Origin of the sequence: Pseudomonas asgharzadehiana, from assembly GCF_019139815.1 — a bacterium.
Lineage (GTDB): Bacteria > Pseudomonadota > Gammaproteobacteria > Pseudomonadales > Pseudomonadaceae > Aquipseudomonas > Aquipseudomonas asgharzadehiana.
On the sequence record NZ_CP077079.1, the window covers coordinates 247822 to 263310 of the forward strand.

Here is a 15489-nt window from a genome sequence, read left to right on the forward strand (position 1 = left end):
CAAAAAAATGTGGGAGGGGGCTACACCCCTCCCACATTTGACCTGTGTACGGCGGAAGATTTAAGCCGGTTGATCCAGCGTCAACTCAACCCCCAACTGCCGCGACAGGCACGGCCAGCGCTTCCAGGCGGCCTCGGTGTTCGGGCTTTTCAATTGCTCGCGATACGCTTCCACCGACTCCAGCGCAAAACTCTCGTCGTTAAGCATCTCATCCACCGCCAGATGCACAGCTTCGTCCAATTGGTTGGCGAAGGCTTCACCGATCAACTGATGGGCTATCACGTTGGCCACGGTGGTATCCGCCGGAATCAGCGGCTGGCCGAAATGCTTGATATACACATCGTTGACTTCCTCCACCAGGCGATGGGCCAGGTAGGCCTCGTCCAGCAGGCCGTCCAACCCTTCATGACCTGCCAGAATCGCTGGTGGCTGCAGGAAGAAATGCTCGGCAATTTTCAGCACCGGCTTGATCTGGCTTTCGATCCCGGCCTCGCGAGCCACGTCATTGGCGGCATCGAGCAACTCGGGGACGAGGTCGATGTAGGCAGTGACAAAGCGAGTCATGACCACGTTGCGATCACCCTCAGCCAGGGAAATGGCTGCATGCAGGTGCGGCAATTGTTCTTTCAGTTGCAGGGCAAGCTGGCCCGTTGTGGCTTCGTGTTGATGGGCACGGGAAATCTGCTCGCGCAATGCGGCGGTGTTCATGGAGGCTCCAGTGTTGCAGCTGTAGGAATAGGGAGAAGACAAGGTAGCTCGTTTATACGAGCGCCTAAGACGCATTTGTCATAATTATTTCATGGTTATGCGCAGCCGTTATATCGAATTGCCATCGTTCGTCGGAAAATCGATTCCGCACCCGGTTTTATTGAGTTTTACCGATCATTTTCGCTCATTTGCCCCTACACATTGCGGGGTTGCAGAGCGTGTCTATACTCGGGTTTGTACGCGATTCGCTGATGACGCCAGACTGCATAAGCAGGTGAGGCTAAGCGGTTGTAAGCAGTATGGAAGCCGCTCCCTTCGACGCAGGTGCAAACCGGCGGGATAACAAGAACGATAAGGGGAACCCGCAATGATGCGACATCCACACGTTTGGATGGGCCTCCTGTTGTGGTCAGTATTCGGCCAGGCACATGCCGCCTGGACAACGAATATGGCGCCAGGGGCGACAGAAGTCAGTCACGCTGTGTTCGATCTGCACATGACCATTTTCTGGATCTGTGTGGTGATCGGCATCATCGTGTTTGGCGCTATGTTCTGGTCGATGATGGTGCACCGGCGCTCCACGGGCCAGGTGGCCGCCAAGTTCCACGAGAGCACTACCGTGGAAATTCTTTGGACCGTCGTGCCCTTGCTGATCCTGATCGCGATGGCTATTCCGGCGACCAGGACCCTGATCAACATCTACGACAGCAGTGAGTCGGATATCGATATCCAGGTCACCGGCTACCAGTGGAAGTGGCATTACAAATACCTGGGCCAGGACGTTGAGTTCTTCAGCAACCTGGCCACGCCCGCCGAGCAGATCCATAACCAGGCCACCAAAGGTGAGCACTACCTGCTGGAAGTCGACCAGCCGCTGGTGCTGCCGGTGGGTGCCAAGGTGCGGTTCCTGGTCACCGCCGCCGACGTGATCCACTCCTGGTGGGTGCCGGCGTTTGCGGTCAAGCGCGACGCTATCCCTGGGTTCGTCAACGAAGCCTGGACCCGTGTCGAAAAGCCCGGCATTTACCGTGGCCAGTGTGCGGAGCTGTGCGGCAAGGACCACGGCTTCATGCCGATCGTGGTCGAGGTCAAGTCCAAGGCCGACTACGAAACCTGGCTTGGCCAGCGCAAGGAAGAAGCGGCCAAGCTCAAGGAGCTGACCTCCAAAGAGTGGACGCTCCAAGAGTTGGTGGCGCGTGGTGACAAGGTCTATCACACCACTTGCGTGGCCTGTCACCAGGCCGAGGGCCAGGGCTTGCCGCCGATGTTCCCGGCGCTCAAGGGCTCGAAAATCGCCACCGGGCCCGCCGCCGACCACCTGAGCATTGTCTATCACGGCAAGCCTGGCACCGCGATGGCGGCATTCGGCAAGCAGCTCTCGGAAGTGGATATCGCCGCCGTGGTGACCTACGAGCGCAACGCCTGGGGCAACAACAAAGGCGACATGGTCACGCCTAAAGACGTGTTGGCCATCAAGCAGGCGGAAAGCAAATGACGTACTTCATTGCGATTGCGCTGACCCGCCCCGCCCATTTGTTTGCAGGAGAACGGCCATGAGCGCTGTGATCGATGACCATGGCCACGCCAGTGACCATGCCCACGGCCCCGCCAAGGGTTTGATGCGCTGGGTGCTGACCACCAACCATAAAGACATCGGCACGATGTACCTGTGGTTCGCCTTCGCCATGTTCCTGCTCGGCGGCTCGTTTGCGATGGTGATCCGCGCCGAGCTGTTCCAGCCCGGCCTGCAGATCGTCGAGCCGGCGTTCTTCAACCAGATGACCACCATGCATGGCCTGATCATGGTGTTCGGCGCGGTGATGCCGGCATTCGTCGGCCTGGCCAACTGGATGATCCCGTTGATGATCGGCGCGCCCGACATGGCCCTGCCGCGCATGAACAACTTCAGCTTCTGGCTGCTGCCGGCGGCATTCCTGTTATTGGTTTCAACGCTGTTCACCCCCGGCGGCGGGCCGAACTTCGGCTGGACCTTCTACGCCCCGCTTTCCACCACCTATGCGCCGGAAAGCGTGACGTTCTTCATCTTCGCCATTCACTTGATGGGCATCAGTTCGATCATGGGGGCGATCAATGTGGTCGCCACCATCCTCAACCTGCGTGCCCCCGGCATGACCTTGATGAAGATGCCGCTGTTTGTGTGGACGTGGCTGATCACCGCCTTCCTGCTGATCGCGGTGATGCCGGTGCTGGCCGGTTGCGTGACCATGATGCTGATGGACATCCACTTCGGCACCAGCTTCTTCAGTGCGGCCGGCGGCGGTGACCCGGTACTGTTCCAGCACGTGTTCTGGTTCTTCGGCCACCCCGAGGTGTACATCATGATCCTGCCGGCCTTCGGTGCCGTCAGCTCGATCATTCCGACCTTCTCGCGCAAGCCGCTGTTTGGCTACACGTCGATGGTGTACGCCACGGCGAGCATCGCGTTCCTGTCGTTTATCGTGTGGGCGCACCACATGTTCGTGGTCGGCATCCCGCTGGTGGGCGAGTTGTTCTTCATGTACGCCACGCTGCTGATCGCCGTGCCCACCGGGGTGAAGGTATTCAATTGGGTCAGCACCATGTGGCAAGGCTCGCTGACGTTCGAGACGCCGATGCTGTTCGCGGTGGCGTTCGTGATCCTGTTCACCATCGGCGGGTTCTCCGGGCTGATGCTGGCGATCGCGCCGGCGGACTTCCAGTACCACGACACCTACTTCGTGGTGGCGCACTTCCATTACGTACTGGTGCCCGGCGCGATTTTCGGGATCTTCGCCTCGGCCTACTACTGGCTGCCGAAATGGACCGGCCACATGTACGACGAAACCCTGGGCAAGCTGCACTTCTGGCTGTCTTTCGTGGGCATGAACATGGCGTTTTTCCCCATGCACTTCGTTGGGTTGGCCGGTATGCCGCGGCGGGTGCCGGACTACAACCTGCAGTTCGCCGATTTCAACATGGTGTCGTCGATTGGCGCATTCATGTTTGGCGCCACGCAGATCTTCTTCCTGTTCATCGTGATCAAGTGCATCCGGGGCGGCACGCCGGCGCCGGCCAAACCGTGGGACGGCGCCGAAGGGTTGGAGTGGAGCATCCCGTCGCCAGCGCCGTATCACACGTTCACTACGCCGCCGGAGGTCAAATGAACAGGCCCGCGCTGACCTCCCGTGGGAGGGGGCTTGCTCCCGATAGCTATCTCACAGGCAATGATGATGCGGACTGGCACACCGCGATCGGGAGCAAGTCGAATCGTCGCACCGCCCCTCCCACGCTGATTGTGCTCGTCTTGGGTGATCGCCATGGCTGAATCCGTGCCCCTCAAGCGCCTGGTCACCCGGCTGTTGATTCTGGTGCTGGCGATGTTCGCCTTTGGCTTTGCCCTGGTGCCGATCTACGACGTGATGTGCAAGGCGTTCGGCATCAACGGCAAGACCGCCGGGCAGTACGAAGGCTCGCAAGTGGTCGACCCGTCGCGTCAGGTGCGGGTGCAGTTCCTGTCTACCAATGCCATCGACATGGTCTGGGACTTTTACGCCAAGGCTGACGAGGTGGTGGTCAACCCCGGCGCGGTGACCGAGATGCTGTTTGTGGCGCACAACCCTACCGACAAGCCGATGACTGCCCAGGCAGTGCCCAGCATCTCCCCGGCGGAAGCGGCCATGTACTTCCACAAAACCGAGTGCTTCTGCTTCACCCAGCAAGTACTGCAGCCAGGCGAGCGTATCGAGATGCCGGTGCGCTTTATCGTCGACCGCGACATGCCCAGGGATGTGAAGCATTTGACCCTGGCGTACACGCTGTTTGACATCACTGCGCGCCAACCGCCCGTGGCTGCCCATACCGGCGGCTAGCTACTGTTTGCCCGCTCAATCAGGAGAGCGAATACATGTCGACTCATGATACGTACTACGTACCAGCGCAAAGCAAATGGCCAATAATTGCCACGTTTGGCCTGCTGATCACTGTGTATGGCCTGGGTGTGTGGTTCAACGATCTCAAGGCCGCACGCCCGGAATCCCACGGCCCGTGGATCTTTTTCGTCGGCGGGCTGTTGCTGGCCTACATGATGTTTGGCTGGTTCGGTGCCGTGATCAAAGAAAGCCGTGCCGGTTTGTACAGCTCGCAGATGGACCGCTCGTTTCGTTGGGGCATGACGTGGTTCATTTTTTCCGAAGTGATGTTCTTTATCGCGTTCTTCGGTGCGCTGTTTTATGTGCGGACGTGGTCTGGCCCCTGGTTGGCGGGCGAAGGGCCCAAGGGCATCGCACATATGCTGTGGCCCAATTTCGAGTTTGCCTGGCCCTTGCTCAACAACCCGGACCCCAAGCTCTACCCCGCACCCAAGGGCACCATCAGCCCGTGGGGCTTGCCGTTGGTCAACACCATCCTGCTGGTGAGTTCCAGCGTGACCATCACCATTGCCCACCATGCCTTGCGCAAAGGCCATCGCGGCGCGCTGAAAATCTGGCTGGCGATCACCGTGTTGCTGGGCCTGGCGTTCCTCGGCTTCCAGGCCGAGGAATACATCCACGCCTATAAAGAGCTGGGCCTGACCTTGGGCTCGGGCGTGTACGGTGCGACGTTCTTTATGCTCACGGGTTTCCACGGCGCCCACGTGACCATCGGCACGATCATCTTGTTTGTGATGTTGATGCGCATCCTGCGTGGGCATTTCAATGCCGAGCACCAATTCGGCTTCGAGGCGGCCAGTTGGTATTGGCACTTTGTGGATGTGGTGTGGATCGGCTTGTTTTTCTTCGTCTACGTACTGTGATGCGCCTCACCAAGGTGCATGCGATACCAGCTGGCCGCTGAAGAACCCCCAGGTGATCAACGCCAGGGTGATCACGGCCAGCACGACACGCACGGTCAAGGCTGTGACGAGGCGATTGGAGTGGCCTTCGTCCTTGACCAGAAAGAACAGGCCACTGAACAGGCTCACGACAGTCGCGATCAGCATCAGGGCAATGGCTGCTTTGAGCATGGTCTGGCTCCTGGGCTTTTACGGAGGGGGCGGGCAATGAAAACAAGTATAGCCAGCGCCATGAAACAGTTTCGTCCCGGCATCGCGCCGACCCTGGTGGTGTTGATACTGCTGCCGTTGATGGTGGGGTTGGGGTTCTGGCAGTTGTCGCGGGGGCATGAAAAACAGGTATTGCTCGACACCTATGCCGAGCGCCGTGCGTCGGCGCCAATGAGCAGCGAGCAACTCAATGGTTCCATGGACCCGGCCTTTCGCCGTGTACGTCTGCGTGGTCAATTCGATGCCGAGCACAGCGTATTGCTCGACAACCGCATGCGCGACGGCAAGGCCGGCGTCGAGTTGCTACAGCCCTTTCATGACCAGGCCAGCGGCCTGTGGCTGTGGCTCAATCGCGGCTGGTTGCCGTGGCCGGACCGCCGCGCCGCGCCCGCCTTCACCACCCCTGAACAACCGGTGAACCTCGATGCCTGGGTGTACGTCGCCCCCGGCGAAACCTTCCAACTGCATGCCGACCCCGCCGGTGCGCCATGGCCGCGCCTGCTGACCGCGCTGCACCCCGCCGCGTTATGGGCCGAGCTGGGCCGCAGCGGCTTCGCTTACGAGCTGCGCGCCGAAGCTGGGCCTGGTACGTACGAAACCACCTGGCCGGTGGTCGCCATGGGTCCGGAAAAACACCAGGCCTATGCCGTGCAATGGTTTGCCATGGCGCTGGCGTTGCTGGCGCTTTATGTCTATCTCGGACGGCACAACACAAAGGAGAAGCCCCATGAGAGCGGCCACGAATCGACTCAACATGTCTGAGCTGCCTGATCGACGCAAAGGCCGCTGGCAACTGTTGCTGATCCTGCTGATGGTGATCGGCCCGATGGTGCTCGCCACCTTTATGTACAAGCTGCAGTTTTGGGTGCCGGACAGCCGCAGCTATCACGGCGAAATGATCGGCAACGGCCAGACCCGCGCCGACATCGGCGTGCAGGCCGAGGAAACGCGCTGGCAACTGTTGGTCACCGCGCCCGCGGCCTGCGCCGCGGACTGCCAGCAACTGGTGTACCTCGCACGGCAGTTGCAGATCGGCCTGGGCCGCGATGCCTCTCGTGCCAGCCATGCCCTGGCCAGTGCGCAACCGGTGGGCGCCGACTACGACGCCAAGCTCAAGGCCGAGTACCCGCAATTGCAGCGTTACGCGCTGGACCTCTCGACCTTCACCAAGAACGCCGCCGCGCCGGGTGAGGCGCAGCTGTGGATTGTCGACCCTCACGGCAACCTGGTGCTGCGCTACGACGCCAAGGTCAAGGGCAAGGACTTGCTTAACGACCTGCGCCACCTGCTGAAACTATCGAACATCGGATAAGGGCATCGTCATGGCCAAACCTGGATTTCGCCTCGCGTTGTTTGCCACCTTGCTCGCATTGATCGTCGTGCTGCTGGGCGCCTATACCCGCCTGAGTCACGCAGGCCTTGGCTGCCCGGACTGGCCCGGCTGCTATGGTTTTATCGGCGTGCCGCAAAGCGAAGCCCAATTGGCCCATGCCCAATTGCATTTTCCCGACACGCCGGTGGAGGCCGACAAGGGCTGGGCCGAGATGACCCATCGCTACTTCGCCGGCAGCCTGGGTTTGCTGATTGCGCTGTTGGCGGCGCGTTCGTGGAGTCACCGGCGTGACCCTGGCCAGCCGGTGAAGTTGCCGCTGTTTGTGTTGGCGGTGGTGTTCGCCCAAGCGGCGTTCGGCATGTGGACGGTGACCTTGAAACTCTGGCCACAGGTGGTGACCGGCCATCTGTTGGGCGGCTTTGCGACCTTGAGCCTGTTGTTTTTGCTGACGTTGCGATTGTCCGGCGTACTGCCCGCACTGATCGTGCCCAAGCGCCTGCAATATTGGGCCACCGCCGGGCTGGCGCTGGTGATCGGTCAGATCGCGCTTGGCGGTTGGGTCAGCTCCAATTACGCGGCCGTGGCGTGTGTGGACTTGCCCACCTGCCATGGTCAATGGTGGCCTACGGCGGACTTTGCCAATGGCTTTCACCTGACCCAACACATTGGCCCCAACTACCTGGGCGGCCAACTCGACAGCGAGGCGCGCACGGCCATCCACCTGACCCATCGCATCGGCGCGGTGCTGGTCACCCTGGTGCTGCTGGGCCTGGCCTGGCAATTGCGCGCGGTGGGCATGACCCGGCTCGCGGGGCTGCTGCTGATCGCCCTGGCCGCGCAAATCGGCCTGGGCCTGAGCAATGTGGCGTTCGGTCTGCCGTTGCCGGTGGCGGTCGGGCATAACGCTGGCGGTGCAGCCTTATTGCTGACGCTGGTGCTGGTCAATTACCACGCCCGCACCAGCCTGGTTCGGGTGCGTCATCAGTTGCCGTTCGGCTGGCGTTTCAGCCCGCGCAAACACGTAGCGGGCCTTGTCACCCTTAAAGGAGAGATGCCATGGCGACCTTGATCGGCACGCGTCACGGCCAGGCAATCTGGCGCGACTATTTGGAGCTGACCAAGCCAAAAGTGGTAGTGCTGATGCTCATCACCTCGCTGGTGGGCATGTTCCTCGCCACCCGTGCCGGGGTGCCGTGGACGGTGCTGGTGTTCGGCAACATGGGGATCGCCCTGTGCGCGGGCGGCGCGGCGGCGGTCAACCACGTGGTGGACCGCCGGATCGATGCCGTGATGGCGCGCACCCACAAGCGGCCGCTGGCGGAAGGCCGCGTATCGCCGGTCGCGGCGCTGGCATTTGCGTTGTTTCTGGCTATTGCGGGGCTGGCGTTGCTGCTGGCATTCACCAACCCGCTGGCGGCCTGGCTGACGCTGGCTTCGCTGCTCGGCTATGCAGTGATCTACACCGGTTTTCTCAAGCGCGCGACGCCGCAGAATATCGTCATCGGCGGGTTGGCCGGCGCTGCGCCACCGCTGCTGGGCTGGGTCGCGGTCACCGGACACATCAGCGCCGAACCGCTGTTGCTGGTGCTGATCATCTTTGCCTGGACCCCGCCGCACTTCTGGGCCCTGGCCATCCACCGCAAGGAGGAATACGCCAAGGCCGATATCCCGATGCTGCCGGTCACCCATGGCGAGCACTACACCAAGGTGCATATCCTGCTGTACACCTTTGCCCTGCTGGCGGTGAGCCTGATGCCCTATGTCATCCATATGAGCGGCGCGCTGTATCTGGTGTGCGCATTGGTATTGGGCGGGCGCTTTCTGCAATGGGCCTGGGTGTTGTACCGTGGCGGTCGGCCGCACGCGGCGATCAACACGTTCAAGTACTCTATCTGGTACCTGTTCTTACTGTTTATCGCCCTGCTCGTAGACCACTACCTATTGTTGAACCTATGACTCGAACTCAAAAAACTGTCTTCATCCTGGTGGCCCTGGTGGCCTTGATCATGGGCCTGACCGTTAACAAAGTGCTGTCGGGCAAAGGCCAGGGCGACCCCACTGCGCTAATCGACGCCGGCATTATCCTGCTGCCGCAAAGCCGTCAGTTGCCGCCGGTGACCATGGCCAACCAGGACGGCCAGCCGGTGGTGGTCAACGAATTGAAAGGCAAGTGGAGCCTGCTGTTCTTCGGCTACACCTTCTGCCCGGACATCTGCCCCACCACCCTTGCGCAACTGCGCCAGATCAAGAGCGAACTGCCCAAAGAGGCGGTGGATAACTTGCAAGTGATCCTGGTCAGCGTCGACCCGAACCGCGACACCCCTGCCCAGCTCAAGCAGTACCTGGGCTACTTCGACCCGCAATTTGCAGGCCTCACCGGCGCGAATGTAGGCGACGTACAGAAGGTCTCGAATGCGGTGAGCATCCCGTTCATCCCGGCCGATACCAGCAAGCCGAACTACACCGTCGACCACAGCGGCAACCTCGCGCTGATCGGGCCGGATGGGACGCAGCGTGGGTTTATTCGGGCGCCGTTGAACAACCAGAAGCTGGTGGCGCAGTTGCCAGGGTTGCTACAGCGCAAGTAAAGACAACACAAAGCAAATGTGGGAGGGAGCAAGCCCCCTCCCACATTTTTTGATCTTTGGTGTGTTTGGGATCAGAACGCCGGCTTGATCGCGCCTTTGTACTTCTCTTCGATAAATGCCTTCACTTCTGGTGTGTGCAGCGCTGCAACCAGCTTCTTCACCGCGTCCGAATCCTTGTTGTCTTCGCGGGTGACCAGGATATTCACGTAAGGCGAGTCGCTGCCTTCGATCACCAGGGCGTCCTTGGACGGGTCCAGCTTGGCTTCCAGGGCGTAGTTGGTGTTGATCAGTGCCAGGTCGACCTGTGTGAGCACGCGCGGCAGGGTGGCGGCTTCCAGTTCACGGAACTTCAGGTTTTTGCTGTTACCGGTGATGTCCTTGATGGTCGACAGGATGTTGGTCGGGTCCTTCAGGGTGATCAGACCGTTGTTGGCCAGAAGCAGCAGGGCGCGGCCGCCGTTGGTGGCGTCGTTCGGGATCACCACGTTGGCGCCGCTTGGCAGCTCGTCCAGTTTTTTGTACTTGCTGGAGTAGGCGCCCAGGGGTTCCAGATGCACAGCGCCGACGCTCACCAGGTGAGTGCCCTTCGCTTTGTTGAATTCATCCAGGTATGGCTGGTGCTGGAAGAAGTTGGCGTCCAGGCGTTTTTCGGCCACTTGGACGTTGGGCTGTACGTAATCGGTGAAGACTTTGATCTGCAGGTCCACGCCTTCCTTGGCCAGGGCAGGTTTCACGAACTCCAGGATTTGCGCATGCGGTACTGGCGAAGCAGCGACCTTGAGGGTCTCGGCGTGGGCGGAAAACGCGGCAACGGCGGCGAAAGCAACCAGTAGTTTTTTCATCCAACAAGCTCCTTGTTCGGGCATGTGCCGGCGTTGGGCCGGCAATGGCCGTTATTTTCGAGAAAAGTGCACCACCAGCTTGTCGCCGACGGTTTGCAGAATTTGTACCAGGATCATCAGCATCACCACGGTAACCACCATTACATTGTCCTGGAAACGCTGGTAACCGAAACGGATCGCCAAGTCGCCCAGCCCACCGGCACCGACCACGCCGGCCATCGCCGTGTAGGAAACCAGTGTAATCGCGGTCACGGTAATTGCCGCGAAAATGCCGGGGCGTGCTTCGGGCAGCAAGGCGCTGGTGATGATCTGGCGCGTGCTGGCACCCATCGACTGAGTGGCCTCGATGATGCCGCGGTCCACTTCACGCAGGGCGGTTTCCACCAGGCGCGCAAAGAATGGTGTGGCGCCGATAACGAGCGGCGGAATCGCGCCCGCAACGCCCAGCGTGGTGGCCTCGTCCATGTATATGCCAGTGATCAGTTTGGTTAATGGGAGCATCACGATCAGCAGGATGATGAACGGCAGCGAACGCAGCATGTTCACGACCAGCGACAGAAAGGCGTACAAGCCTTTCTGCTCGAACAGCTGACGAGGGCTGGTCAAGAACAGCAGCACGCCCAGGGGCAGGCCCAGCACGACCGTGAAGAACAGCGAGCCGAACAGCATGGTCATGGTATCGCCGGTGGCGAGCCAGATTTCGGACCAGTCGATATCGGCGAAAAAATTCAGGAACAGGTCCATTAGCGCAGCACCTCCATGTGAACGTCTGCGGCGGTGAAGCGGGCAAACGCCGCTTCCATGTCACCGCCGGTGACGGCCAGGGTCAGTTGCCCGTAGGGGATGTCTTTGATGCGGTCGATGCGACCGGCGAGGATGCTGTAGTCCACCCCCGTTTCGCGGGCGACGGTACCCAGCAATGGCGCGTAGGTTGCGTCGCCTTGGAACGTCAGGCGCACGATACGGCCGGGTACGTGGGCGAAGTCATCGCGCTGTTCGCCTTCGTCGACCTGCTCGGCTTCTTGTACGAAACGTTTGGTGGTCGGGTGCTGCGGGTGCAGGAACACGTCGGCCACCGAGCCTTGCTCGACGATCACGCCGGCGTCCATCACGGCCACCTGGTCGCATACGCGGCGGATCACGTCCATTTCATGGGTGATCAGCACGATGGTCAGTTTCAGCTCACGGTTGATCTCGGCCAGCAGTTGCAGCACCGAGGCGGTGGTCTGCGGGTCGAGGGCGCTGGTGGCTTCGTCGCACAGCAAAATCTTCGGCTTGGTCGCCAGGGCGCGGGCGATGCCGACGCGCTGCTTCTGGCCGCCGGATAATTGCGCCGGGTACTTTTTGGCGTGGTCCGACAGGCCGACGCGGGCCAGCAGTTCAGCCACGCGCAGGTTGATGTCCTTGCGCGACAATTCGCCGGCCAGGGTCAGCGGCAACGCCACATTGTCGGCGACGGTCTTGGATGCCAGCAGGTTGAAGTGCTGGAAGATCATGCCGACCTGTTGGCGGAAACGGCGCAGGCCGTTGGCGTCCAGGGCGGTGACTTCTTCGCCGTCGACCGTGATCTGGCCGCCGGTCGGTTCTTCGAGGCGGTTGATCAGGCGCAGCAGGGTACTTTTACCCGCGCCCGAATGGCCAATCAGGCCAAACACCTGGCCGTTCTCGACGCGCAGGCTGGTGGGGTGCAGGGCGGGAATATCCTTACCGGCGACGCGGTAGGTTTTATGGACGTTTTGAAACTCGATCACGTAGCGAACCTTGTGGGGCGCATGGAAAAGGGATCAGCGGTTAGCCGGGCGCGCATTTTAGCCTGTCCGTATAGCGTTTCTTAGCATTTATTTCGCATTCATCCAGCGATTTGGCGATAACGCGATCAAAGGTCATAAAAAAGGAACGGCCAAAAACCTCATCAGTCACTACATAGGCAATGCGATTCCCCGGGTGCCGTGCCTGGGGTTTTGCTCAAACGAGCCGGGGACCGCTCTGGCCACTTGATTAAGGAGTTTTGTCTGATGAGTACCAAGAAGCCAGTCGCCCCGCCGAAGAGTGAACTCGCCGGTACCGACACCCTGGACCGTGGCAACACCAACGCCAAGCTGCAGGCCCTGGATGAGTTCCGTTCCGATGCGACCGGCCAAGCCCTGCGCACTAACCAAGGCGTGAAAATCTCCGATAACCAGAACAGCTTGAAGGTGGGCGCCCGCGGCCCGTCGCTGCTCGAAGATTTCATCATGCGTGAAAAGATCACGCACTTTGACCATGAGCGTATCCCGGAGCGCATCGTGCATGCCCGCGGCACCGGGGCCCACGGCTATTTCCAGAGCTATGAGGACCATTCGGCACTGACCAAGGCCGGGTTCCTGCGCACGCCTGAACATAAGACGCCCGTATTCGTGCGCTTCTCTACCGTGCAGGGGCCGCGCGGCTCCGGTGACACGGTGCGTGACGTGCGCGGTTTTGCGGTGAAGTTCTTCACTGACGAAGGCAACTTCGACTTGGTGGGCAACAATATGCCGGTGTTTTTCATACAGGACGCGATCAAGTTTCCTGACTTTGTGCACGCGGTAAAACCTGAACCACACAACGAGATTCCTACCGGCGGCTCGGCCCATGACACGTTCTGGGATTTCGTCTCGCTGCAGCCGGAATCGGCGCACATGGTGATCTGGGCGATGTCTGACCGGGCGATTCCAAAAAGCCTGCGCGCCATGCAGGGTTTTGGCGTGCATACCTTTCGCCTGATCAACACCGAAGGCAAATCCAGCTTCGTGAAATTTCACTGGCGACCCAAGGTAGGCACCTGCTCTCTGGTGTGGGACGAAGCGCAAAAGCTCGCGGGTAAAGACACCGACTACCATCGCCGGGATCTGTGGGAATCGATTGAAATGGGCGATTACCCCGAGTGGGAATTGGGTGTTCAGGTCGTTGCAGAAGAAGATGAGCATAAGTTCGACTTCGACTTGCTGGACCCCACCAAGATCATTCCTGAAGAACTGGTGCCCATTACCCCGCTGGGCAAGATGGTGCTCAACCGCAACCCGGACAACTTTTTCGCCGAAGTCGAGCAGGTTGCGTTCTGCCCCGGGCATATCGTGCCCGGTATCGACTTCACCAATGACCCTTTGCTGCAGGGCCGTCTGTTTTCCTACACCGATACGCAGATCAGCCGACTCGGTGGGCCGAACTTCCATGAGATCCCGATCAACCGCCCGGTCGCGCCGTTCCATAATGGCCAGCGTGATGCGCAGCACCGTACGGTGATCGACAAGGGCCGTGCGGCTTACGAGCCCAACTCCATCGACGGCGGCTGGCCCAAGGAAACGCCGGCAGGGCCGACGGATGGCGGCTTCGAAAGCTATTACGAGCGCGTCGACGCCAACAAGGTGCGTGAGCGCAGTGAGTCGTTCGGTGATCACTTCTCTCAGGCCACCTTGTTTTTCAACAGCATGAGCCAGCATGAGAAAGAGCACATCATTGCCGCCTACAGCTTCGAGCTTGGCAAGGTGGAGCGCGAGCATATCCGTGCCCGTCAGGTGAATGAGATCCTGGCCAATATTGACTTGGAGCTGGCCAAGCGCGTGGCGCAGAACCTGGGCCTGCCGACACCGACCAAGGGCACGGTGCCAGCGCGTGAGTCATCGGTGAAAAAATCACCAGCCTTGAGCCAGGTCAACCTGCTGTCGGGCGATATCAAGACACGCAAAGTGGCGATTCTGGCTGCCAATGGCGTGGACGGCGTGGCGATTGATGCGCTGAAAAAGGCGCTGGAGGTCGAGGGGGCGCATGCCAAGTTGCTGGGGCCGACCTCGGCACCCGTGACCACGGCGCAAGGCAAGACGCTGCCGGTGGATGCGTCGATGGAAGGCATGCCGTCCATTGCGTTTGACGCGGTGTTTATCCCGGGCGGTAAGGCGTCGGTGCAAGCGTTGAGCGGTGATGGTGTGGCGCTGCACTATGTGCTGGAAGCGTACAAGCACCTGAAGGCGATTGCCGTGGCCAGTGACGTGAAGCCATTGCTGGATCTGCTGAAACTGGAGGCGGATGCGGGGCTGATCGTTGGCTCGGATGCGAAAGCAATCAAGGCATTTTTTGCCGCGATTGCACAGCATCGGGTTTGGGATCGTGAGCCGAAGGCTAAAGCGATTCCGGCGTAAGCTATTGGTTGTTTGTTAGATCGCCATCGGGAGCAAGCCCCCTCCCACATTTGAATATGTTCACCGTTCAAAATGTGAGAGGGGCTTGCTCCCGATGCTTTTAGTCCGCCTTGCGCGGGATCAGCACGATCTGCGCCGGGATCTTCTTGAGGATCTGCCGGTGAATCTTCAGGTCGTACCCTGAATCAATCTTCTTCACCCGCTTGGTCAGCAGCGTGGCCAGCCAGGGGTAATCCTCGGTGCGTGGCGCCTGGATGCTCACGTCGCACTGGTAATTCACCACATCGGTGGCGATTGCATCCAGTTGATGGCGAAGTTCTTCAATATCGGTGAGGTTCAACGCCACAGTGGTGCTGGGCGCCGCCGGGTCGATGACTTTGGCGGCCGGCTTGGCTTCGGCGGCTTTGAGGGCCTCCTCGGCTTTGTCCAGCTCGACCTTGCGGGCGTGCGTGATGGCGCTGTTGACGCCGCCGGTCAGCGCCGGAGCCTTGGGCATCAGCGCGCGGGCGCGGCTCAGGGCGGTGGCGGCGGCGTTGACGTCGCCCTTTTGCAGCACGATCTGACTGCGCTGCAGGTAGGCTTCGGCCAATTGACGTTGGTAAGGCTCCAGCGTGGGGTCGTTAGGCGACTGGGCCTGCAGTGCCGCAAGCTGGTCTTCGGCGGTGGCCAGCTCGCTGCTGGCCAGGTTTTGCTCCAGCTGTGCGATGGCCGCAGCACGCGGGTCCGTGGCCTCGGGGGCGACGGGCGGTGTGCTTTGACAGGCGCCCAGCAGCAGGGAAAATGCGGCAAGGAGCAGATAACGGGAGGTGAACAGCTTCATTCCTGCGACTCTCTATTTGCG

At 60.5% G+C, this 15489-nt stretch carries 16 protein-coding genes; 10 read left to right on the top strand and 6 right to left on the bottom strand.

What is annotated here, in order from left to right; genetic code table 11:
• Window positions 1–60 precede the first annotated feature (60 nt).
• Entirely contained in the window at window positions 61–708 is a 648-nt protein-coding gene (locus KSS96_RS01155; RefSeq protein ID WP_017528726.1) for a hypothetical protein, read from the bottom strand.
• Between the two features lie 367 nt (window positions 709–1075).
• On the opposite strand from KSS96_RS01155, the gene coxB reads away from it, so the two are divergent.
• From coxB to KSS96_RS01175, 4 genes are all read left to right on the top strand, one after another.
• Entirely contained in the window at window positions 1076–2203 is a 1128-nt protein-coding gene (coxB, locus tag KSS96_RS01160; protein ID WP_065879194.1) for a cytochrome c oxidase subunit II, read from the top strand.
• A gap of 58 nt (window positions 2204–2261) precedes the next feature.
• Window positions 2262–3851, top strand: a complete 1590-nt coding sequence (gene ctaD / locus KSS96_RS01165) for a cytochrome c oxidase subunit I (protein ID WP_017528728.1) — start codon at window positions 2262–2264, stop codon at window positions 3849–3851.
• A 153-nt stretch (window positions 3852–4004) separates the two neighbouring features.
• A complete protein-coding gene (locus tag KSS96_RS01170; protein ID WP_026067327.1) occupies window positions 4005–4556 on the top strand; it encodes a cytochrome c oxidase assembly protein in 552 nt (183 codons plus the stop codon).
• A gap of 35 nt (window positions 4557–4591) precedes the next feature.
• The gene (locus KSS96_RS01175) at window positions 4592–5479 is read left to right on the top strand and encodes a cytochrome c oxidase subunit 3 (protein WP_017528730.1); all 888 of its coding nucleotides are present in this window, start codon (window positions 4592–4594) and stop codon (window positions 5477–5479) included.
• A gap of 6 nt (window positions 5480–5485) precedes the next feature.
• Here KSS96_RS01175 and KSS96_RS01180 read toward each other — a convergent pair whose 3' ends face one another.
• A complete protein-coding gene (locus KSS96_RS01180; RefSeq protein WP_017528731.1) occupies window positions 5486–5689 on the bottom strand; it encodes a twin transmembrane helix small protein in 204 nt (67 codons plus the stop codon).
• 36 nt (window positions 5690–5725) lie between these two features.
• Between KSS96_RS01180 and KSS96_RS01185 the strand changes: the two genes are divergently transcribed.
• The 5 genes from KSS96_RS01185 to KSS96_RS01205 are packed head-to-tail and all read left to right on the top strand — an operon-like array spanning window position 5726 to window position 9649.
• On the top strand, window positions 5726–6490 hold the full coding sequence (locus KSS96_RS01185; protein ID WP_032883470.1) for an SURF1 family protein: 765 nt from the start codon (window positions 5726–5728) through the stop codon (window positions 6488–6490).
• The gene (locus tag KSS96_RS01190; protein WP_017528733.1) at window positions 6456–7040 is read left to right on the top strand and encodes a PA_0111/PP_0108 family redox-active disulfide protein; all 585 of its coding nucleotides are present in this window, start codon (window positions 6456–6458) and stop codon (window positions 7038–7040) included. The genes KSS96_RS01185 and KSS96_RS01190 overlap by 35 nt, the downstream gene beginning before the upstream one ends.
• 10 nt (window positions 7041–7050) lie before the next feature.
• A complete protein-coding gene (locus tag KSS96_RS01195; protein WP_068937955.1) occupies window positions 7051–8130 on the top strand; it encodes a COX15/CtaA family protein in 1080 nt (359 codons plus the stop codon).
• Window positions 8118–9017: a heme o synthase gene (gene cyoE, locus KSS96_RS01200; RefSeq protein ID WP_017528735.1), complete on the top strand. Its 900-nt coding sequence runs from the start codon at window positions 8118–8120 to the stop codon at window positions 9015–9017. Before KSS96_RS01195 ends, cyoE begins: the two co-directional genes overlap by 13 nt.
• Window positions 9014–9649, top strand: coding sequence for an SCO family protein (locus tag KSS96_RS01205; protein ID WP_017528736.1), 636 nt, complete (start codon window positions 9014–9016; stop codon window positions 9647–9649). The genes cyoE and KSS96_RS01205 overlap by 4 nt, the downstream gene beginning before the upstream one ends.
• A gap of 71 nt (window positions 9650–9720) precedes the next feature.
• Here the strand turns inward: KSS96_RS01205 and KSS96_RS01210 are convergent, their stop codons facing one another.
• From KSS96_RS01210 to KSS96_RS01220, 3 genes are read right to left on the bottom strand one after another with little or no spacing between them, the layout of a single operon-like run.
• Entirely contained in the window at window positions 9721–10491 is a 771-nt protein-coding gene (locus KSS96_RS01210; protein WP_068937954.1) for a MetQ/NlpA family ABC transporter substrate-binding protein, read from the bottom strand.
• 51 nt (window positions 10492–10542) lie between these two features.
• Window positions 10543–11235, bottom strand: coding sequence for a methionine ABC transporter permease (locus KSS96_RS01215; RefSeq protein ID WP_065879190.1), 693 nt, complete (start codon window positions 11233–11235; stop codon window positions 10543–10545).
• A complete protein-coding gene (locus KSS96_RS01220; protein WP_135196237.1) occupies window positions 11235–12242 on the bottom strand; it encodes a methionine ABC transporter ATP-binding protein in 1008 nt (335 codons plus the stop codon). Before KSS96_RS01220 ends, KSS96_RS01215 begins: the two co-directional genes overlap by 1 nt.
• Before the next feature lie 264 nt (window positions 12243–12506).
• On the opposite strand from KSS96_RS01220, the gene katE reads away from it, so the two are divergent.
• A complete protein-coding gene (gene katE / locus KSS96_RS01225) occupies window positions 12507–14648 on the top strand; it encodes a catalase HPII (protein WP_065879188.1) in 2142 nt (713 codons plus the stop codon).
• Between the two features lie 100 nt (window positions 14649–14748).
• On the opposite strand, the gene KSS96_RS01230 is transcribed toward katE, so the two are convergent.
• On the bottom strand, window positions 14749–15468 hold the full coding sequence (locus KSS96_RS01230) for a PA5502 family lipoprotein (RefSeq protein ID WP_017528741.1): 720 nt from the start codon (window positions 15466–15468) through the stop codon (window positions 14749–14751).
• Between the last annotated feature and the right edge of the window lie 21 nt (window positions 15469–15489).